18 protein-coding genes and 1 pseudogene are annotated in these 20,223 nt (G+C 70.2%); 6 read left to right on the top strand and 13 right to left on the bottom strand.

Translation table 11 applies throughout. From position 1 onward, the window contains the following. Positions 1 to 2 precede the first annotated feature (2 nt). The 8 genes and pseudogenes from eutC to BLQ49_RS24365 form a co-directional block, all read right to left on the bottom strand. A complete protein-coding gene (eutC, locus tag BLQ49_RS24400) occupies positions 3 to 746 on the bottom strand; it encodes an ethanolamine ammonia-lyase subunit EutC (RefSeq protein WP_091720949.1) in 744 nt (247 codons plus the stop codon). Then, on the bottom strand, positions 743 to 2,146 hold the full coding sequence (locus BLQ49_RS24395; RefSeq protein WP_091720947.1) for an ethanolamine ammonia-lyase subunit EutB: 1,404 nt from the start codon (positions 2,144 to 2,146) through the stop codon (positions 743 to 745). The genes eutC and BLQ49_RS24395 overlap by 4 nt, the downstream gene beginning before the upstream one ends. A gap of 28 nt (positions 2,147 to 2,174) precedes the next feature. Further along, entirely contained in the window at positions 2,175 to 2,960 is a 786-nt protein-coding gene (gene hisN, locus BLQ49_RS24390; RefSeq protein WP_091720944.1) for a histidinol-phosphatase, read from the bottom strand. A gap of 2 nt (positions 2,961 to 2,962) precedes the next feature. Then, complete coding sequence (locus BLQ49_RS24385) at positions 2,963 to 3,898, bottom strand: phosphotransferase (RefSeq protein ID WP_091720942.1); 936 nt, start codon at positions 3,896 to 3,898, stop codon at positions 2,963 to 2,965. Positions 3,899 to 3,908: 10 nt separating this feature from the next. Then, positions 3,909 to 4,871, bottom strand: a complete 963-nt coding sequence (locus BLQ49_RS24380; protein WP_091720939.1) for a phosphotransferase — start codon at positions 4,869 to 4,871, stop codon at positions 3,909 to 3,911. Next, positions 4,868 to 6,151: a Zn-dependent hydrolase gene (locus tag BLQ49_RS24375; protein WP_091720935.1), complete on the bottom strand. Its 1,284-nt coding sequence runs from the start codon at positions 6,149 to 6,151 to the stop codon at positions 4,868 to 4,870. Before BLQ49_RS24375 ends, BLQ49_RS24380 begins: the two co-directional genes overlap by 4 nt. Further along, the gene (locus BLQ49_RS30455; protein ID WP_244507747.1) at positions 6,144 to 7,496 is read right to left on the bottom strand and encodes a DeoR/GlpR family DNA-binding transcription regulator; all 1,353 of its coding nucleotides are present in this window, start codon (positions 7,494 to 7,496) and stop codon (positions 6,144 to 6,146) included. Before BLQ49_RS30455 ends, BLQ49_RS24375 begins: the two co-directional genes overlap by 8 nt. A 692-nt stretch (positions 7,497 to 8,188) precedes the next feature. Then, positions 8,189 to 8,929 (bottom strand): annotated as a pseudogene (locus BLQ49_RS24365) (acyl-CoA dehydrogenase family protein); the annotation flags it as partial. Between the two features lie 443 nt (positions 8,930 to 9,372). Here BLQ49_RS24365 and motA point away from each other — a divergent pair. Together motA and BLQ49_RS24355 are read left to right on the top strand one after the other, a co-directional pair. Next, positions 9,373 to 10,236: a flagellar motor stator protein MotA gene (gene motA, locus BLQ49_RS24360; RefSeq protein ID WP_091720933.1), complete on the top strand. Its 864-nt coding sequence runs from the start codon at positions 9,373 to 9,375 to the stop codon at positions 10,234 to 10,236. A 22-nt stretch (positions 10,237 to 10,258) separates the two neighbouring features. Further along, positions 10,259 to 11,119: a flagellar motor protein MotB gene (locus BLQ49_RS24355; protein ID WP_091720930.1), complete on the top strand. Its 861-nt coding sequence runs from the start codon at positions 10,259 to 10,261 to the stop codon at positions 11,117 to 11,119. A gap of 38 nt (positions 11,120 to 11,157) precedes the next feature. Here the strand turns inward: BLQ49_RS24355 and atzF are convergent, their stop codons facing one another. The 5 genes from atzF to BLQ49_RS24330 are packed head-to-tail and all read right to left on the bottom strand — an operon-like array spanning position 11,158 to position 16,485. After that, positions 11,158 to 12,966 carry an allophanate hydrolase gene (gene atzF, locus BLQ49_RS24350; RefSeq protein ID WP_091720927.1) on the bottom strand — a complete coding sequence of 603 codons (1,809 nt, stop codon included), beginning with the start codon at positions 12,964 to 12,966 and terminating at the stop codon, positions 11,158 to 11,160. A gap of 15 nt (positions 12,967 to 12,981) precedes the next feature. Then, positions 12,982 to 13,896, bottom strand: coding sequence for a polysaccharide deacetylase family protein (locus BLQ49_RS24345; protein WP_091720923.1), 915 nt, complete (start codon positions 13,894 to 13,896; stop codon positions 12,982 to 12,984). After that, positions 13,896 to 14,678 (bottom strand): ABC transporter ATP-binding protein, encoded by a 783-nt coding sequence (locus BLQ49_RS24340; RefSeq protein ID WP_091720920.1) that lies wholly within the window; start codon positions 14,676 to 14,678, stop codon positions 13,896 to 13,898. Before BLQ49_RS24340 ends, BLQ49_RS24345 begins: the two co-directional genes overlap by 1 nt. Positions 14,679 to 14,683: 5 nt before the next feature. Then, a complete protein-coding gene (locus BLQ49_RS24335; RefSeq protein ID WP_091720917.1) occupies positions 14,684 to 15,538 on the bottom strand; it encodes an ABC transporter permease in 855 nt (284 codons plus the stop codon). Beyond that, positions 15,535 to 16,485, bottom strand: coding sequence for an ABC transporter substrate-binding protein (locus tag BLQ49_RS24330; protein ID WP_091720915.1), 951 nt, complete (start codon positions 16,483 to 16,485; stop codon positions 15,535 to 15,537). Before BLQ49_RS24330 ends, BLQ49_RS24335 begins: the two co-directional genes overlap by 4 nt. A 118-nt stretch (positions 16,486 to 16,603) precedes the next feature. Here BLQ49_RS24330 and BLQ49_RS24325 point away from each other — a divergent pair, with 118 nt between their 5' ends. From BLQ49_RS24325 to BLQ49_RS24310, 4 genes are all read left to right on the top strand, one after another. Then, positions 16,604 to 17,500 (top strand): LysR family transcriptional regulator, encoded by an 897-nt coding sequence (locus BLQ49_RS24325; RefSeq protein ID WP_143012314.1) that lies wholly within the window; start codon positions 16,604 to 16,606, stop codon positions 17,498 to 17,500. Positions 17,501 to 17,866: 366 nt separating this feature from the next. Then, positions 17,867 to 18,625, top strand: a complete 759-nt coding sequence (locus tag BLQ49_RS24320; protein WP_244507746.1) for a GntR family transcriptional regulator — start codon at positions 17,867 to 17,869, stop codon at positions 18,623 to 18,625. Further along, entirely contained in the window at positions 18,622 to 19,380 is a 759-nt protein-coding gene (locus BLQ49_RS24315) for an ABC transporter ATP-binding protein (RefSeq protein WP_091720912.1), read from the top strand. Before BLQ49_RS24320 ends, BLQ49_RS24315 begins: the two co-directional genes overlap by 4 nt. Next, positions 19,380 to 20,195 (top strand): ABC transporter permease, encoded by an 816-nt coding sequence (locus BLQ49_RS24310; RefSeq protein ID WP_091720910.1) that lies wholly within the window; start codon positions 19,380 to 19,382, stop codon positions 20,193 to 20,195. Before BLQ49_RS24315 ends, BLQ49_RS24310 begins: the two co-directional genes overlap by 1 nt. The last annotated feature ends 28 nt before the right edge of the window (positions 20,196 to 20,223 follow it).

The raw sequence follows: 20,223 nt of genomic DNA, 5'->3' as shown, positions 1-20,223 counted from the left end.
CGTTAAGCGCCGGGCAGGGCGGCCTCGTCCCGCCTGAGCCCGACGCCGCTGAGCTTCTGCGCGATCATGGCGCGCAGGAGCGCCTCCATCTGCGCGGTCGCCGACTCGATGGACAGGCCGTCCTGGCGGATGTTCGAGATGCAGTTGCGCCGGGAATCGGGCAGGCCTGGTTCCGGCGCGAAGGTGATGTAGCAGCCGAGGCTGTCGGAGGCCGACAGGCCCGGCCGCTCGCCGATCAGCATCACCACGGCTCGGGCGCCGAGGCGGGCGCCGACAGGATCGCCCAGGGCCACCCGCGCCTGGCTGGCGACGACGACCGGCGCGAGGCTCCAGCCGGCCCGCTTCGCCCGCGCGGCCAAAGCCGCCGCCGTCGGAACCGCATTGAGGGCGACCGCCGTCGCCGAGAGCCCGTCGCCGATCACGATGGCGAGGTCGAAACCCGTCCCGGCCTTGTCGAGGACGGACTCGCAGTCGGGATGGAGCGCGCGGCCCTTGTCCGGGCGGCGCAGGTATTCCGCCCGGTCGGCGGCCTGCGAGCGGACCTCGACCGCGTCGAGTCCCTGTTCCGTCAGGGCCGCGCGGATCGCGGCTGCGTCGAGGGGCGTCCACACCGCCTCGCGGGCGCGGGCATGGTCGAGGCCGAAGGCGAGGGACGCGGCCGTGGGCAGGCCTGCGCCGTGGGCGCCCAGGGCGATCCGGGCCTGGGTGAGGGCGCGCAGATCGCGCAGGGACGGGGGAGTGCTCATGCCGCCCGTCCCGGCAGGAGGCGGGAGGCGTCCGCGAAGGGGCCGGGCAATTCGCCCGCCCCGCCGCGCAGGAGCCCCCGCGCATCGGTGACGCCGACCTCCCGCAGCCACGCCTCGAATTCCGGGGCGGGAGGCCGCCCCAGGGTCTCCCGGGCGAAGACCGCATCGTGATGGGAGAGGGACTGGTAGTTCAGCATCACGTCATCCGCCCCCGGCACCGTGATGACGAAGTTGACGCCGGCCGCGCAGAGCAGGGTCAGCAGGGCATCCATGTCCTCGCCGTCGGCATCGGCGTGGTTGGTGTAGCAGACGTCGACCCCCATCGGCAGGCCGAGCAGCTTGCCGCAGAAATGATCCTCCAGTCCGGCGCGGATGATCTGCTTGCCGTTGTAGAGGTATTCGGGGCCGATGAAGCCCACGACCGTGTTGACGAGGAGCGGATCGAACTCCCGCGCCACCGCGTAGGCGCGCGCCTCCATGGTCTGCTGATCGACGCCCCAATGGGCATCGGCCGAGAGGGCCGAGCCCTGGCCGGTCTCGAAATACATGACCTGCCCGCCCTGCGGGCAGCGGCCGAGCGCGCGGGCCGCGTCGGAGGCCTCGCGCAGCACGGCGAGATCGACGCCGAACCCGGCATTGGCCTTCTGCGAGCCCGCGACCGACTGGAACACCAGATCGACCGGCGCCCCCCGCGCCATTGCGTCGATCGCCACGGTGACATGGCCGAGGCAGCAATGCTGGGTCGGCACGTTCAGGCGCAGGCGCAGCGTCTCCAGCAACTCGACGATGCGGATGTAGTCCGGCAGCGAATCGGTCGCCGGGTTCACGCCGATCACTGCATCGCCCGAGCCCATCAGCAGCCCGTCGAGGGCCGAGACGAGGATGCCCTCGGACGAATCGGTCGGATGGTTCGGCTGGTTGCGGGTCGAGAGCCGCCCCGGCAGGCCGATGGTCGAGCGGAAGCGCGTCACCACCGGCCGCTTCGCGGCCACGGCGACGAGATCCTGAAGCCGGCAGATCTTCGAGACCGCCGCCACCATCTCCGGAGTCAGGCCGGGGGAGAGGGCGGTGAGCGCCGGCGCGTCGGCGTCCGGCGAGAGCAGCCATTCCCGGAAGGCGCCGACCGTCATCGACGAGACTGGCGCGAAGGCCTGCGCGTCGTGGCGCCGGGCGATGAGGTCCGAGACCTCGTCCGCCTCGGAGGGGATCAGCTCCTGTTCGAGGAAGGTCTTGAGCGGCAGGTCCGCTAGGGCGATCTGCGCGGCCAGGCGCTCCACCGGCCCCTCGGCGCAGAGGCCGGCGAGCTGGTCGCCCGAGCGCGCCGGCGTCGCCTTGGCCATCAGGCTCTTCAGGTCGGGGAAGGTGAAACGCGTCCCCTCGATCGTCGTCGCATACGCCATGGCGAAGCCTCCGCGCGGCTGGTCCGGATCAGATGTCCCGATCCCGCAGGATCGCCAGGGCCGCGCCGTGCAGATCGGGCGTCGCGGCGGCGAGCACGCGGCCATCCGAGCCGAGCGTCAGCGCGGCCCCGTCCCAATCGGTGATGACGCCGCCCGCGGCTTCGATCACCGGGACGAGGGCGAGGTAATCGTAGGGCTGGAGCCCGGCCTCGGCGACGAGATCGCAATGGCCGGAGGCCAGCAGGCCGTAGGCGTAACAATCCCCACAGAAGCGGCGGATGCCCACTTGGCTCACGAGGCGGCGGTAGCGCGCCGCGTCCGCGCCCAGGAAACCCTCGGGTGTGGTCGTGAAGAACCGCGCCTCACGGAGCGTGCGGCAGCCGCTGGTCCGGGCCGGCGCGCCGCCGAACAGGGCCTGTCCCGGTTGGCCGGTCCAGCGCTCGCCCAGCGCCGGCATGTCGATCACGCCGAGGATGGGCCGCCCCGCGTCGACGAGGGCGATCAGGGTGCCGAACAGCGGCAGGCCCGTCACGAAGCTCTTGGTGCCGTCGATGGGGTCGATGACCCAGACCGGCCCGTCGCCGGGCTTCACGCCCATCTCCTCGCCGAAGATGCCGTGGTCCGGGAAGCGCGCCTCGATCCGCACCCGGAGGAGGGCTTCGATGGCCCGGTCGGCCTGGGTGACCGGGCTCGCATCCGCCTTCGCGACGACATCGAGGGCGGTGCGGAAGTAGCGCATCGCCACGGGCCGCGCCGAATCGGCGAGGTCCTCCGCGAAGGCCAGCAGCTCGGCGGGCGCGGGATGGGCGGCCATGCTCACAGCGCCCGCAGGAAGGCGGGCCAGCGGGTGTCGTTCATGATCGAGCGGGCGCGCATGTGTTTCCAGATGCCGTATTTGTAGAAATCGAAGTCGAGGCTTGAGATCCGGTTCTGCACCATGGCCCAGGTCGACCATTTCACGTCGGCCAGCGCCTTGTGGACCATGAGCCGGGCGAACAGCGCATCGCTGTACTGACCAAAATACATCTCGATCAACGTGCGATCGATCGCTTCGGAGAAGAACATCTCGCCGCTCCAGATCGCGAGGTCGTAGATCCGGTCGTTGTTCGAGGCGTACTCGAAGTCGATCAGGAGGATCGAGCCGTCCGCGCCGAGCAGGAAGTTGCCCGGCATCGGATCGTTGAAGCAGGGCACGAGGTCGAGGCCGGACGCCTCCAGCGCCGACCGGGCGAGGCGGGTCTGGCGGGCCAGCCACGCGTGATCCGGCGGGACCGCCGCGCCGAGTTCGGCCACCTGCCGGTCGTGCTCGTCGATCATGTCGAACACGGTCTTGGTAAGCGGCAGGAGCGGCGCCGCGTGGAAGCGGCGGTAGAGGCCGATGGCCTCGGCGCGGACGGCCGCCGCGGCGAAGTCGCGATTGGTGGACGGGCGACGCCCATCGACGAATTCGGCGATCTCGACATCGTCGGAATCGAGGTAGTCGAAGGTGCGGGGTCCGAGCCCGATCGCCTCCGCCTGCCGGCTGGCGGCGCGGGCGGCGGCCCGGTCGATGAACATCTCGGTCCCCCGGCCCGGCATCTTCACGAAGTAGGCGCACGCCTCGCCCTCGACCTCGACGCGCCAGTTCACGTTGCTGATGCCGCCGAGCACCGGACGGTAGCGCATTCCGCGCCCCTGCCAGGGGGCGACCCGGCGGAGGGTGGCCTCGAAGGCCCGTTCGGCCTCGGTGGTGGCAGCGCCGAGGGAAATCATGCCGCGCTCCTCACAGCGTCCTCAGGGTTTCCTCGAAATCCGGCCGGGTGACCCGCATCCGGCAGCGCAGGAGGCGCCAGCTCGCGTATTTCCGGAACTCCAGGTTCCGGCGCGGGGAGATCTGGTCCATCACCAGCGCCCGCAGGCCCCAGTACAGGTCGTCGGCCGCCCCGTAGGCCCGGCAGCGGTTGAACGTCTCCGTCCGGCAGGTCCCCTCGGCAATTTCGATGCCGAGGCGCATCTCGCTCTCGAACTGGCAGGCCTCGTTGAGGAAGGCGCCGAGCTGGTAATGGGGGTCGGTGTCGCAGCCCATGTCGAAATCGACGAGCCTGAGGGCTCCGTCCGGCCCGAACAGGAGGTTGGAGGCGTGCGGATCGCCGTGGACGGGGCGCCGGTCGGTACCCGCCGCGTCCAGGGCCGCCGCGATGGCCTCGCCCCAGTCGAACAGGAACCACGCATCCGGGGGCAGCGTGCCGGCGTCCTCGCCGAGACGATCCCGCATCTGCCGGATGCCGTCGAACACGCTCCATGGGCTCCCGAACGGCGCGCCCTCCGCGATGCGGCCGAAGGCCCCGATCACCGCGCCCATGCGGTCGGGCTGGCGCAGGATGTCGAGGGTGGCGGGGCGCCATTCGGGCCCGAGGTGGCGGAACAGGATCGCCCCCTGGTCCGACATCAGGTGCAGCGGCTCGGGGGCGAGGCCGAGGCCGGCGAGCCGGTCCGCCACCCGGAACGCGGCGGCGGGATCCAGCAGCGCGGCGGCGGCCGGCTCCGAGACCTTGAGGAGGTAGGCCGGCTCGACCTCGGGTGAATCCGACACGTGGTAGGTCGCAGATTCGACGCCGTGATAGGAGGGGGAGGCTGCGCCGGGGCAGGCCACGCCGTAGCGGACCTGTTGGCCCGCGAAGACGGTGGCCAGCGCCGCCTCGGCGAGCCGCTCGTCGTCCGATTCGGGGGCGCCGATCGCCTTCATCGCCCGTCTCCCCGGTCATCGAGGGCCGCGAGCCCCTCCGTGGCGAGGGCCATCAGCATGTCGGCCAGGACCTGCGTGCCGAAGGCCTGGTCCTCGGGGGAGGCGAATTCGGTCGGGTGGTGCATCACCCCGTTCCGACAGGGCACGGCCAGCACGATCGACGGGCAGACCGCCGCGAGGCTGATCGCGTCGTGGCCGCCGATCGTGTCGAGATGGCGGGGCCGGACCCCGCGGCCGGCCCCGGCGCGCCCTGCGAGGCGGACGAGGCCGGGATGCATGGCGCCGGCCGGGCGCAGGTCGATCGCGCGCACCTCCGCTGCGACACCCGCCCGCTCACCCGCCGCCGCGATGCAGGCCTTGAGCTTGGCCTCGGCCTCTTCGAGGATCCCCGGCGAGCCGGAGCGCAGCTCGATGAACAGGACCGCCTCGCTCGGGACGGTGTTGGGCGAGTTCGGAAAGACTTCGAGCCGCCCGACCGAGGTGTGCAGGTCGAGGCCGTAATCGCCCGCCATGTCTTTGAGGTCGGCGATCAGGTAGGCGGCGGCGAGCAGGGCGTCGCGGCGCTCGGCCATCGGCGTCGGGCCGGTATGGGCCTGCCGCCCGAGGAAGGCGAGGCGGTACTTGGTGGCCCCCCAGTACCGGGTGAAGGCACCGACGCGCAGGCCCTCCTGTTCCAGGATCGGGCCGCCCTCGATGTGCAGCTCGATGAAGGCATCCGGGACGCGCAGGGTGTCGGTGCCCGCGTAGCCGATCGCGTCGAGCGCCTGCCCGACCGAGATCCCGTTCCCGTCCAGCCGCTCGAGGGCCCAGGGCAGTTCGGCCGCGCCGGTGAAGACGCTGCTGCCGAGCAGGCTCGGCTGGAACCGGGCTCCCTCCTCGTTGGTCCAGTTGGCGACGATGAAGTTGCAGGCGGCCTGCTGGCCGCGGGCGGCGAGCGCCTCGCGCACGGCACGGATCGCCTCGCAGGCGGCGATGACGCCCAGTGCGCCGTCGAAGCAGCCGCCATTGGGCTGGCTGTCGAGATGGGAGCCGACCATCACCACGGGGGCGTTGTTGCCCGCGAGGTCCAGGCGGCCGAACTGGTTGCCGATGCGGTCGACCAGCGGCACGAAGCCGTTCCCGGTGAACCACGCGGCCAGCCAGTCGCGGGCGGCGCCGTCCTCCGCCGAGAGGGCGAGGCGCGTCATCGATCCGTCCAGGCCGCCGCCGAAGGCCGACACGGCCTCCATCATCGCCTGGAGGCGTGCGGCGTCGATCCGCGCGGGCGGTGTTTCAGGCATGAATGACATCCACGTTGAGGCGTCGGAAAGCTTCGGCGAAGTCGCTCGGCAGGGCGGCGTTGGTGACGAGGACGTCGACATCGCCGAGGCCGAGGGTGCGGATCGTGCCGAGGCGCCCGAACTTCGCGCTGTCGGCCAGGATCACCGAGCGGCGGGTCTGCTCCACGGCGGCGCGGCGCAGCACCGCTTCCTCCTGGCCGAGATCCATGAAGCCGTGCTCGCGGTGCACGGTGACGATGCCCATCACGGCCAGGTCGTAGACGTGCTCCCGCAGCGCCGCGACGGTCCGGTGGCCGAACAAGCCCCGGTAATGCGGCTTCATCTCGCCGCCGAGCACCGTCACCTGCGATTGCGGATCGTCGGCGAACAGCGCCGCGATGCCAATGGAGTTGGTGTGGATCGTGATCCGCCGGCCGAGGAGCTGCCGCGCGAAGGCGAGGGTGGTGGTGCCGGTATCGATGAAGACGGTCATCCCGTCCTCCACGAGGGGGAGGGCGGTTGCGGCGATCCGCGTCTTCTCGCGCATGCCGATCCGCGCCCGCGCCTCGAAGGGCTGATCCCCCTTCTTCTGCTCGATCACCGCGCCGCCATAGACCCGCCGGGCGTGCCCGCGCATTTCGAGATCCCGCAGGTCGCGCCGCACCGTCTCGGTGCTGATGCCGAGGCGGCCCGACAGGTCGTTGACCGAGACGCGTCCATCCCGCTGCAACTCTGCCAGGATCAGTTGCAGGCGCTGCTCGGTGATGCTCATCGGCGTCCCTCTCCGCGGGTTGCGCGTCCCTCGATCCGGGACGCGCCCCGGGACGGGCGTGGCATGCCCTACGGGACGCCGCAATTCTCCCTGCGAACTCATCCTGTTGACCCCGCGGCAGCCATCCGGGGCCATCTTGGCGCCGGGGGCGGCACGTGGTGGCAGGCGGCGAAATCGTCCGCGCCGCGCGTGACGAGAAGGGGGGGCTCTGCCCTGGGCAGGGCGCGAAGAGGCGCGGGCAGCGCCCGCCTTGGCCTGCGTCCCGTCGTGAGAGGTCAGCCTGTCACGCAGATTGATCTGCAGGCGATGTGGATCGAGGAGTTTGATGCCGGTCGCCAGCCCGTAGATCACCGTGTCGGGATCATCGCGGCGCCTCGACGCGCGGGTGTGGAATCCCATCCCGAACCCGTCGATGTTCTTCTGCGAGAGCGTCGTATGCGTGGTGGCGTCCCAGTGTTCCGTGATGTTCTCGGCCGACAGGACGACCATCGGCTTGCCGGCCTGGACGAAGGCCGGCGGCATGAGGCCAGCCGGGTTGATCTGGTCCCAGGCGGCCAACGCTCCGGGACTCTGCAAGACGCGTCTGCGAGCCATCCCCCATCCTCCGCTCGCGACAAGTCCACACATCGGTCGAAACCAACATTGCAAACCGTATGCCAGCCTCTGCGCCTCCTGCGTTCAGAGGCGGGAGGCGCGTGAAGCCAGCGTTACCGCCTTGTCGGGTTGTGAATGTCAGCGGTACAGAATGCGGGAGCTGAGAAAAATATCAGTCAATATGTGTTGATGGCTTCTAGGATGACAGCAGTATTACAATAAAAATGACATTGTGATTTACGAATGACGATCGGATCGCGCGACCTTACGGAGCGTCGACGATGTAGAGGCATCGTTCAGGTCGTTCAGGAATGCCGGACTTTGCCGGAGATCTCGATTGAGGTCAGGCCCGTTTTGACCGCGATGGTCTTCGGGCCAGCTCGCTTCGCATCGCGAGCGAAGCAGGATCGACCCGGCATCCGGACGGCACGGAGAACGCCGGCCCCGCCAGGGAGTGCAGCCACATCGAAGAGGTCCAACGGCCTCGTGCCCGATCGCCGTCGCGCGCCCGTGGGGCGTGGCGATGCCGGCTGATCCCCCGACCTCAACCCCCGCCTGGCGTCGACCGGTGGCCGGGCGATCTGCCGGCATCGGCCGGCGCGGACGGGTGCTGCTAGACGGCGACGTGTTGCCCGCCGGGGTACGGGGAGGTGCTCAGGCGCATGTGGCCGCGGCGGAGCGCCATGATCGCCTCACGCCGTGCCGACGCGGTAGTGTCGCGGCGGCGGCGCTCCCGTGATGGCGAAGGCTCCGACGATCCGGTCCCGGTAGATCCGCGGGTTGTGGGACGCGATGGTTCGTGCGTTGCGCCAGTAACAGTCGGGACCGAGGCCCACCTTCACCGCCGAGGCGCCGAGCGCGTCGAACAGCTTCGTCGTCGCCTCCAGCACGAGATCGGTCACAACGCTCATCGCTTGGTTGACCTCGATATCGGCGAGTGTCGTCGTGCGATCCGCCGCCGTGCCGTCCCCGGCCTGATGCGGATCGTAGGCCCGCCGCAGGGATTCGGCGGCCTTCAGAACCACGGCGCCGGCCGCGTGGGCGTTGCCCCGCACGCGGCCCACCACCGCCTGGATCTGCGGATCCTCCGCGGTGCGCCCGGCATTGCCGTGGCTGTAGCCCCGGGTGCGCTCGGCCACGAACCGTGCCACGTCCTCGGCCGCGGCCCGGCCGATGCCGACGAGCGTCGCGGGATGCACCGGCTGGAAGAACGCCATGGCGTAGGGGACGCGGGCCGGCTCGGGTTTGATCCGTGCGGGATCGAGCGCGACATTCTCGAAGATGGCAGTGCCGCTGGCGGTCAGCGCCTGCCCGAACCCGTCCCAATCGACCACGAGGGTGACGCCCGGCGCGGGCACCGGCGCCGCGGCGGTCACGGCTGCACCCACCTCGTCCTCGGCCGACACGTGGATGTCGTCCGCAAAGAGCGAGCCCGCGCGGCCCGCGAACCGCTCCACCGCGACCGGGTACTCGCTCTCCGCCTGAGAGGTTTCGTAGCGGCTTGGCCGCCCATGTCTTTCGGTGTCATCGCGGTTTGGGTCCGTGTGCCGCCATGCCGGGGGCATCGTCATCACGCGAACGAGAAGCGATTCCGAGCCGGTGTGCACGCTGCGCCGCGGTTGGAGTGGCGCAGAGCCCGAAATGCGGATTACGATTTGGAATACGCCTGCGAGGACCGCCACCTTGGGCCCTCCGAAGGCGGCTGGGTCGGGTGATTTTCTGCCTGCCCGTTTCCGAGCGGCGCTGCCGCGAAGCGGACAGCGCCGCCCCATTCCGGCCAGGGCTCTAAACTCGGCGTTAACCAAGATCATTGATTTGCCGGATGATTGGTTACTTCGCGCGGGCTCGACCTGCCGCCGCGTAAGGATGTCAAATCATGCGGCTGATCATCGGCACACTGATCGTCTTCGCCTGCGTCTTCGGCAGCTATGCGGCGATGGGTGGCCACCTGTTGGTCCTCTGGCAGCCATTCGAGTTCGTCATCATCCTCGGCGCCGCGATCGGTGCCTTCGTCATCGGCAACATCGGACCGGTGCTCAAGGCCGTGCCCTCCATGCTGGGGACGCTCGTAAAAGGTCCCAAATATAACCAGCAATCCTATGTGGAATTGCTGGGGATGCAATATTCACTGTACAAGCTTGCGAAGCAGAAAGGCGCGATGGCGCTCGAGCCGCATATTGAAGATCCGGCCGCGTCGACGCTGTTCAACGCCTTCCCGACCTTCGCGGCGAACCATCACGCGGTCGAGTTCGTCTGCGACTACATGCGGATGGTGACGCTGGGCGCCAACAACGTCCACGAGATCGACGCTCTCATGGATGAGGAACTGGAGACGCACCACCAGGAGCAGGAGCGCGTCGTTTCGGCCATGCAGTCGCTCGCCGACGGGACGCCGGCGCTCGGCATCGTGGCCGCCGTGCTCGGCGTGATCAAGACGATGGGGGCGATCAAGGAGCCGCCGGAGGTGCTGGGACATCTGATCGGCGGCGCGCTCGTGGGCACCTTCTTCGGCGTCTTCATCGCCTACGGCTTCTTCGGGCCCATGGCGCAGTCGCTCAAGAGCCTCTTCGAGGCCGAATCCAAGTACTACCTGTCGCTCAAGGCGGGTCTCCTGGCCCATATCGGCGGCCAGCCGCCGGTGATGGCGGTCGAGTTTGCCCGCAAGTCCCTGATGAGCGACGTGCGCCCGACCTTCAACGAGGTGGAAGCGGCGACCGCCGCGCTGCCCGCCTTGAACTGACACGATATCCGGCAGGGATTCGATGACCACGATCATCATCAAGAAGGTCAAGAAGGCCGGGCACGCACACCATGGCGGGGCCTGGAAGATCGCCTATGCGGACTTCGTGACCGCCATGATGGCGTTCTTCCTGCTGATGTGGCTGATCAGCATGACGACGCAGGAGCAGAAGATCGGTTTGGCGGAATACTTCTCGCCGGCGGCCCTGAGTCCCGCAACCAGTGGCGCCGGCGGAATCCTGTATGGCAGAGCCCTGGACACGTCCGGCAACAAGCCGTCCACGCCCCGCGACGCAGAGAGGGGCTCGGCCGAGCAGGAGGACAAGGCGCGCCCGACCAGTCCGGGCCGCGCCAGCGATCGCGATACCGACCGCCCGACCGCGAGCGTGCAGGCCAATTACAGCGCCATAGCCAGCCTCCGGCAGGCGCTTCAGACCCTGCCCGACATCGCCGAGCTGTCGAAGAACATCGTGATCGAGCCGACCAAGGAGGGTGTGGACGTTTCCCTCGTGGATCAGGACGGCCGCTCCATGTTCCGGGAGGGCTCTGTCGAACCCTATGAGCGCACCCGTCGGGTGCTGGAGGCGCTCGCACCCACTCTGCGCCGCCTGCCCAATCGCCTGTCCATTGCCGGCTACACGGCGGCCGCGCGCCCGGGCTCAACGCGGGCCGGCGAACCCTGGACCCTCACCGCCGGGCGTGCGCTCGCCGTGCGCGAGATTCTGGCGGGTGCCGGCATTCCCAACGACAACTTCTTGTCCGTGGTGGGACGCGCCGACACCGAGCCGGTCTTCCCCGACAATCCCTACATTGCGCCGAACCGACGGGTCACGGTCACTCTGCTCAATGCGAGCCCGCCGGTGCCCCCGAATCTTCTGCGCTGACGACGAGGCGCACATGGCCAAAGCTCGACTTTGGCCATTCATGCGGCCTGGCTGGCCACGTAGCGGCGCCAGCCGCCGAACCGTGTGATGTCGGCGGCCCCCGCGACGCCTGCTGACTCGACCAGAAAGCCCTTCGGCGCGGTCCCGTCGGCCAGCCGCAGGGTGCCGATCCCGAGCGGCTCCGGAATGGTCGCCACGAAGGCCCCAAAGGCTGCGGGCGATAGAGCCCAGACCTCCGTTTCGATCGCACCGCCGCGGTCATCGGACACCCGCAGCAATCCGGGGCGATGCGGCGGCCCGCCGGGCAGGGCGTAGAGGCGGTACTCCGGTTCGGTCGTCACGGCCCGAAGATACCGGGCGCCGTGCGTGGCAAGCTCGCGGTTCAGCGGCAGGCCCGACAGATGCGCCCCGACGACCGCCAGCTCGATCTCGCCGGGCCGCGCCCGGACCGGACCCGCTTCCGCCGCCGGCACGGGCGACACCCCCGCGCCGATCCGGCCGGCCGCGGCCGCGTGCAGGCGTGCCCCCAGGGCGGCGAGGAGCCCGTCCGACCCGCGCGGCGCGAGCAGGGTGATGCCGGCGGGAAAACCATCGGCGCGGGGCCGCCCCGGGACAGCGAGGGCGCACCAGTCGAGCAGGTTGACGAAGTTGGTGTAGGTGCCGAGTTCGCTGTTCGGGCCGATCGCGTCGGCGCGCACCGCCGCGCAGGTCTGCGGACGCGGATAGGTCGGTACGGCGAGCACGTCGACGCGGTCCCAGACGGCGTCCGCGTGCCGGCGCAGCTCCGCGAGGCTGTAGAGGCCCGCGAAGGCGTCCGCGGCGCTGTAGCGCCCGGCGGCGGCGATCACCGCCCGCGTCGTCGGGTGCAGGATTTCGGGGCGCGTCTCCATGATCGGCCGGATCGCCGCGTAGCGCTCGGCAACCCAGGGCCCGTCGTAGAGCAGGGCCGCGACGGCGAACATGGGCGCGAGATCCACAAGAGCCGCCGCCCCGGCGAGGGTTTCGAGGTCGGCGGCCGACGCCGCGAAGGCCGCCTCCGAGAGGCCGTCGCCGCCGAAGCGCAAGCTCGCCGCATCCGGCAGCCCGAGGCGCAGGCCCGGCGGGAGACCGGCGGGGGCGGGCGGCACCGGCAAGGCCCGCGACCAGGGATCGGCACCGTCGAAGCCCAGCATGACCCGGAAGGCTGCGTCGGCGTCGGCGACGGTTCCGGCGAAAACCGAGAGCGTATCGAGGGTCCGGCAGGCGGGCAGCATCCCACGGCTGGAGATCGACCCCAAGGAGGGCTTCAACCCGACGACGTTGTTGAGCGCCGCCGGCACCCGGCCGGAGCCTGCCGTGTCGGTCCCGAGGGCGAAGGCCACGATCCCGTGGGCCACCGCCACGGCCGAGCCGCTGCTGGAACCGCCGGGCACGTAGGCCGGGTCGATCGCGTTGCGCGGGGCCGGGTAGGGCGTGCGCAGACCGACGAGGCCGGTGGCGAACTGATCGAGATTGGTCTTGCCGATCAGGATTGCCCCGGCCGCCTGCAATCGGGCCACCGCGGGCGCCGTCTCGGCGGGGGTATGGGCGAAGTCCGGGCAGGCCGCCGTGGTCGGCAGGCCGGCGACGTCGATGTTGTCCTTGACGGCGAAGGGGACGCCCCAGAGCGGCAGCGCCGCGGGATCGAAGGACGGCAGCGCTGCCGCCGCAGCCTGCGCCTCAGCCTCCGGTACCAGGGCGAGGAAGATGCCGGGATCGCCGATTGCGGCGAGGCGGCGGTAGGCCTCGGCCACGACGGTGCGCGGGTCCTGGCCGGCGGCATAGGCGGCGTGCAGCACGGGGATCGTCGGGAAGGGGGGCACGGTCATTCCTCGCAACCCAGCTCAGGATTGGTCGCCGGTGGCGCGGTACCAGTCGAGGATCTCGGTCCCCTGCATGACCGCTACGGCGCTGCGTGCCAGGATCGCGTCGAGCAGACGCTCCAGCAGGCCGATCCGGTGCGGGACCCCGGTGATGTAGGGGTGGATCGCGAAGCCCATCACCTTGGCGCCGCCCAGCGGTCCGGGACCCGCAGCTTCGGCGACGAGACGGTCGAGGGTGGCGAGCGCCCGGTCCACGAACTCGTCGGCCCGGTGGTGCTGGATGGCGAGCAGCGGGATGTCGTTCAGCTCGACCGAGTAGGGGAGGGCGACGAGGTTGCCCGTGCGCGTCGCCACGCGGCAGGGGCGGTCATCGACCACGAAGTCGCCGACGTACTCGATGCCGGCCGCGTGCAGGTGATCGGGCGTATCGAGGGTCTCGGTGAGGCCCGGCCCCAGCCAGCCGCGCGGCTTGTACCCCGTGGTGTCGGTGATCGCCGCGAGGGTGCGGGCGATCATCGCCGGCTGGTCGTCGATCCGGTGGGTGGGCACCTGGTGGAAGCCGTGGGCCATGAACTCCCAGCCGGCCGCATGCGCGGCCTCGGCGATGCGGGGATAGGCCCTGCAGACCGAGCCGTTGATCGACAGGGTCGGGCGGATGCCGCGGTGCGTGAAGACTTCGAGAAAGCGCCAGAAGCCGACGCGCATGCCGTACTCGTGCCATGCCCAGTTCGGGATGTCCGGCAGCAGGCTCGCGGCGGTCGGCGGCACCAGGATCTGGCGCGGCATCGGATGGTCGATCAGCCAGTGCTCGACATTGACCACGGGCCAGATTGCGACGTGCTTGCCCCCCGGCAAGGTGAGCCGCGGCCGGTCGATGGCGGCGGTGTAAGTGAGCCGGTTCTCGGGCCGGCGGGGATCGTCGGGGGCCGTATCCATCAGGCGGCCGCCCGCGGGGCGTGGTGGCTGTGGAGCTGGGCCGCCAGCATCCGGCGCAGGTCGTTGAAGGCGGGGCTCGACACGTCGCGCCGCCGCGGCAGCGCGACCGGATGGATCGTCTCGATCCGGCCGGGTCCGGGCGACATCATGACGATGCGGTCGGCCAGGAAGATCGCCTCCTCGATGGCGTGGGTGACGAACAGGATCGTCAGCCCGGTGCGCGACCAGAGATCGAGCAGCTCGTCCTGCAGCCGCTCGCGCGTCATGGCGTCGAGAGCCCCGAAGGGCTCGTCCATCAGCACCACCTCGGCCTCGTTGGCGAGCACCCGTGCGATGGCGACCCGCTGCTTCATCCCGCCCGAGAGCTGGTGCGGATAGGCGTCGGCGAAGCTCTGGAGGCCGACCAGGGCGATGTAGCGCTCGGCGATGTCGCGGATCTCGGCGGCGGGCCGCCCCCGCGCCTTCGGGCCGAAGCCGATATTGTCCCGCACGGTGAGCCACGGGAACAGGCCGTAATCCTGGAAGACCATGCCGCGGCTCGGCCCCGGCCCCGCGATGGGCTTACCCCACATCAGCGCCTGGCCGGCGGTCGGGGCCTCGAAGCCGGCGGCGACCCGCAGCAGCGTCGACTTCCCGCAGCCCGAGGCGCCCAGCAGGCAGACGAACTCGCCGCGCGACACGGTGAGGTTCGCCTCGCGCAGGGCTTCGGTCCGGCGCCCGCCCGCCGTGAAGGTCTTGGAGACCGCCCGCATGTCGAGGATCGGGATCGTGGGATCAGCCATCGGTCTCACCCATGGTTCGGGCTCCAGGCGAGCAGCCGGCGCCCGAGTTGCATGACCAGCCAGTCGGAGACGAAGCCCGCGACCCCGATCACCGCCATGCCGCAGATCACGATCTCGGTGCGCGAGAGCTGGCGCGCCTCCATGATGATCGCGCCGAGGCCGGTCTGGACGCCGGTCATCTCGCCGACCACGATCACAACCCAGGCGAAGCCGAGGCCGAGCCGCAGGCCGGTGAAGATCGACGGCAGGGCCGCCGGCAGCACGACGCGGACGAACTGCGCCGGACCGGTGCAGCCCAGCATCGCGGCCGCCTCGAACAGGCGGGGCTCCACCGAGCGGACCCCGAACACGGTGTTGACCAAGATCGGGTAGAACGCCCCGAGGAACACGAGGAAGAAGGCCGAGCGGGGTCCCAGGCCGAACAGGATCATGGCCAGCGGCAGCCACGCGGTGACCGGGACGGGCCGCAGGACCTGCAGGGCGGGATCGAGCAGCGCCCGGATCAGCGGCACGCGGCCGATCAGCAGGCCGAGCGGCAGCGCGGCCGCGGCTGCGAGCGCGAAGCCGCCATAGACCCGGCTCAGGGAGGCCGCGAGATGGGTCCAGAGCGTGCCGCTGAACGCGTCGTCGTTGACGCCGCCGATGGCGAGATCCCGCAGCTCGGCCCAGACCTCTGCGGGCGGAGGGATCAGGCTGTAGGGCCGGCCCGCGGTGGTGACCTGCCAGACCGCGACGAGCAGAGCCGGCAGCACGCAGGCCAGCGCCAGCCGGCGCAGATGGCCTAGGCCGAGGCCGGCCCGCCGGGGGACGGAGGCTGGCGCCGTCGCCGGCAGCACGCCGGCCTCGACGCCCGTGCTCACGCCCGCCCCAGCGCGTCGACGAAGCGGGTGTCGATGAAGCCCGGCTCCGGCAGGCGCTTGATCTGCTTGAGCGCCAGCATGTGCTGCGCGTAGGCCCCGGCCTGGCGGACCTCGTTCGGCCCCAGGCGCCAAGTCAGCTCCACGTTCGGAGCCGAGAGTTCCAGCGCCTCGCGCTTCTGGCCGAGCTTGGCCACCGCCATGGCGATCATCGCGTTGCGGTCGCCGGCCGCGAAATCGGTCGCCTTGCGGTGGATCTCCAGCATGGTCCGAACGAGGTCGGGCCGCTCGGCCAGCGTGTCGCGGTGCGCACCGAACACCATGTTGAGCGCACCCATCTCGGTGCCGTAGGGGTACTCTACAAGCTGCCCCACCCCCGAGGCGAGGCTGACGCCGGGCCCCGGCTCGGCGCCGACATAAGCGTCGACGTCGCCGCGGGCGAGGGCGATGTGCATCTCCGAGAAGGAGACCCGCACCGGCGTGATGTCCTTCACGGACAGCCCCTCCATGCGCATCCGCTCCAGCACGAAGACCTCCTGGGTGCTGCCGGGCCAGATGGCGACCCGCTTGCCGCGCAGGTCCTTGATGGCGTGGATGTCGGAATCCTTCTTGGCGATCACCGCCATGCCGCGGTTGCAGGTGGAGGCGATGACCACGAGCGGTTCGCCCGCGGCGGCCCCCAGCGTCGCGGCGGCGATGCCGAAGGTGCCGAAATCCACCGACTTGGTGACCACGGCGTTCTTGCACTCGGTCGGGCTCTCGAACGGCACCACCTCCACGGTCACGCCCTCGGGGGTGAAGCGCTCGTAGAAGCTCGGTGCGATCGAGTGGATCAGCTTGAGCGAGCCCATCCGGATCGTAACGGGCCCGCCCGCGGCACGTGCCGGCGCCAGGGGCCCGAGGGCGAAGCCGGCCCCGAGACCGGCCAGGAGGGTGCGGCGGCGGATCATCGAATGGCTCCTGCAGGGTCCCAAGGTCTCGGACGCTAGGTGCGCCCCCTGTTGCAAGGAAGTGCTATTTTCTGAGCGTATCGTTGCGTTTTCGGCAACGGGGGCGCACGATGACGGTGTGAAGCACTTGCGCACCGTTACCTACGTCGCCGAGGTCGCGCGCGCCGGCTCGATCCGGCGCGCCGCGGAGCGGCTGAACCTGACGCCCTCAGCCCTGACGCGGCAGATCCAGGATCTCGAATACGAACTCGGCACGCCGATCTTCGAGCGTCTGCCGCAGGGCATGCGGCTCAATGCGGCCGGCGAACTCTTCGCGCGGCACATCCGCGACCAAGTGGCGGACCTCGACCGGGTCCGGTCGCAGATCGCCGATCTGTCGGGCGTGCGCCGCGGTCACGTATCGCTCGCCTGCAGCCAAGCCTTCGTCACGCAGGTGGTGCCGGAGGAGGTCGAGGCCTACCGGGCCCGGTTTCCGCAGGTTGGCTTCATGGTCCAGGTCCGCGACCACGCGCAGGCCGTGACGGCCCTGGCGGCATTCGAGGCCGATCTCGCCCTCATCCTGCAACCACCGCCGTCGGCGGAGCTGCATCCGCTCTTCTCCGGACACCAGACCCTCTGCGCACTGATGCGCAAAGGACATCCGCTGGCGTCGGAGACCGGGCCGGTCCGGCTGCGTGACTGCCTCGGCCATGCCCTGGCCCTGCCCGACCACTCGCTCGCCATCCGCCATCACATCGCGCACGCGCTGGCCCGGCGCGGGGTCGAGCTCCGGCCGGTCGTCGAGTCGGGCTCGCTGGAATTCCTGCGCAACCTCGTCCTGCGGGAGGATCTCATCAGCCTGCAGATCCCGAGCGGCATCCCCCAGGATCCGCGCCTGCACAGCCGTCCGATCGATCTCCGGGACCTGACGCCGATGACGCTTGTCCTCGCGCAGTTGCGCGGGCGGTCCCTCTCCGTCGCGGCGGCGAAGTTTGCCGATCAGCTTGTCGTTCGGCTTAACCGGGAGCCGGACTGACGCGGCGCAGGGGCCGAGTTCGCCAGCGGCACGTCCAAGGAACAGACAGATCGTCTCTCAACAGGCCCCCATACGTCGGCATTCTCCCAGCATGGCCGCCGGTTTTGGATGAGCGTTTCATTTACAGATCTAGCTCTCAATGCTCATAGATACGGCATGAAATGCTCACAGAACGAGCTGAGCTGATCGCACGACGGGTCAAAGCCTTTCTCCGCGTGCGGGAATGCGGGTCAATCGCCGGTCGTTGAGTCGGTCGCGCTTCCGTCAGGAGATCTGACTGAGGGCAGTTGGCACATGACCTGCGTGCTGTGGGCAGCTCACAGGGTGTTGTGGGAGCCTCAATGCGATGTCGGCGGGGTGGTCTTGATGATGAGCGCTGATGGATCCCGGCCGGCACGCCCGGCGGCCGGCGTGCTCGCCGTCCCCGACGCCACGCGCAAGGGCAACCAAGCCTACGACCTGATGCGGCGCGAGATCGTCGCCTGCCGCCTGCTGCCGGGCACGCGCTTCACCGAGGCCGAGGTGATGGAGCGCTTCGCGATCGGCAAGGCGAGCTGCCGGATCGCCCTCCAGCGCCTCGCCCAGGACGGCTTCGTCAGCTCAATGCCCCGGCACGGTTACCGGGTCAGCCCGGTGACCGTGAAGGATGTCGACGAGGTCTTCGCCCTGCGCATGGAGCTGGAACCGCTCGCCGCCCGCTGCGCCGCCGGCCGGGTGAACCGGGCGCATCTGGAACGCCTAGAGCAGGCCTGCCGCCGCCAGATCACGGTGGAGATGGGCAACCAGATCGACTTCTTCCTGGAGGCCAACCGGGGCTTCCATCTCGCGATCGCGGCGGCGGCGGGAAACGGACGCCTGTACCGGACCCTGTCGGGCCTCCTCGACGAGATGACCCGCCTCGTCGCCCTCGGCTTCGGCGTTCAGGGCGTGCGGCCGAACATCGAGAACGACCACACCGCGATGATCGAGCATCTCGTGGCCGGCGATGCCGACAGTGCCGCGCTGGTGGCGCGCCGCCACGTCGAGACCTTCCGGGCCATGACGATGGAAAAGGTCATTGCGAGCCTGCGCGACACCGCGGTGCTGCCGCCGGGCCAGCCCCGGGCCGAGGGAGGCGCATCGTGAACGCCGTCGAACTCGACCACGTCAGCAAGTGGTTCGACCGGCGGGATGGCGGCCCCCTCCACGTCCTCGACACGATCGACATCACCATCCCGCAGCAGGCGATCGTCGCGATCCTGGGCGCCTCGGGCTGCGGCAAGAGCACCCTGCTGAACATGATCGCCGGGCTGGTCGAGCCGGATGAAGGCGCGGTCCGCCTCGACGGCATCCCATCGCACGCTTTCCGCGACTGGCGGGCCATGACCTACATGTTTCAGGAGGACCGGCTGCTCCCCTGGCGCACAGCCGCCCAGAACGTCGCCTTCGGGCTGGAGGCCGGGCGCATGCCCGGGGCCGAGCGGGCGCGGCGGGTGGATGCCACCCTGCGCCTCGTCGGGCTCGAGGCCTTCCGCGACGCTTACCCGCACGAATTGTCGGGGGGCATGCGCAGCCGGGTAGCGCTGGCCCGCAGCCTCGTCACCGAGCCCCGGATCCTGCTCCTCGACGAGCCCTTCTCGAAGCTCGATCCCGAGATCCGCGCGCAGATGCACGCCGAGCTGCTGCGCATCGCCGGCCTGCGGGCGATGACGCTGGTCTTCGTCACGCACGATGTCGAGGAGGCGGTGGTGCTGGCGAGCCGCGTGATCGTCCTGCACCCGCGGCCGGGTCGGATCGCGGCGATGCGCGCGATCGACCTGCCCTATCCCCGCGATCCGCTCTCGGTCGAGGTCGCCGAGGAGGTCCGGCGTCTGCGCATCAGCCTCTCGGCGGCCGCCTGATGCTCGTGCGCACGCCGCCTCGCCTGATCCGCCGAACACCCGTCTCCCGGCTCGGTACCCGGGCCGGAGTGCTCCTCCAGCGGCTCGCCCTGCTCGCCCTGGCGCTGGCAGCATGGCAGCTCGGGTCGCTGCACGCGCCGAGCTTCGTTCTGCCGAGCCCCGCACGGGTCTGGCACGCGTGGCTCGGCCTCGTCGCCACGCCGAGCTTCGCCGCCGATCTCGGCATCACCCTGGGCCGGATCGGCGCGGGCCTCGCCTTCGCGGCGCTCGTGGGCCTGCCGCTCGGCCTGCTGCTCGGTGCGAGCCCCCGCCTCGGGCGGTTCTTCGAGCCGGTGCTGACGGTGACCAACACCGTCTCCTCGGCGATCTGGGCGATTTTCGCGCTGATCTGGTTCGGCCTCTCGAACTGGACCACGATCTTCGTGGTGTTCATGACCGCGATGCCGCTGATCCTGACCAATGTCTGGCAGGGCACGCGCACGGTCAGCGCCGAGCATCTCGAACTCGCCCGCACCTTCCGCATGCCGCGGCACAAGGTGCTGACCAAGATCTACCTGCCGACGATTCTGCCCGCCTTCTTCTCGGGGGCGCGCCTCGCCCTCGGCTTCGGGGCGCGGGTCGTGCTGGTGGCGGAGTCGCTGGGGGCGAGCAGCGGCATCGGCTACCGCCTGCGGCAGGCGGCGGACCTCGTCCAGACCGATCAGGTCTTCGCCTGGACCCTCACCCTCGTCGCCCTGATGATCGGGCTCGAAACGCTCGTCCTGAAGCCCGCGGAACGGCGCCTGTTCGCCTGGAAGAAGGCGGCGCAGCCATGACGGCCGGCGCTCCGCGGGGACACGCCCA

Source organism: Methylobacterium phyllostachyos (assembly GCF_900103445.1).
Lineage (GTDB): Bacteria > Pseudomonadota > Alphaproteobacteria > Rhizobiales > Beijerinckiaceae > Methylobacterium > Methylobacterium phyllostachyos.
The sequence above is the reverse complement of the archived record's forward strand: the minus strand, read 5'-3'. Positions and strand labels throughout refer to the sequence as shown.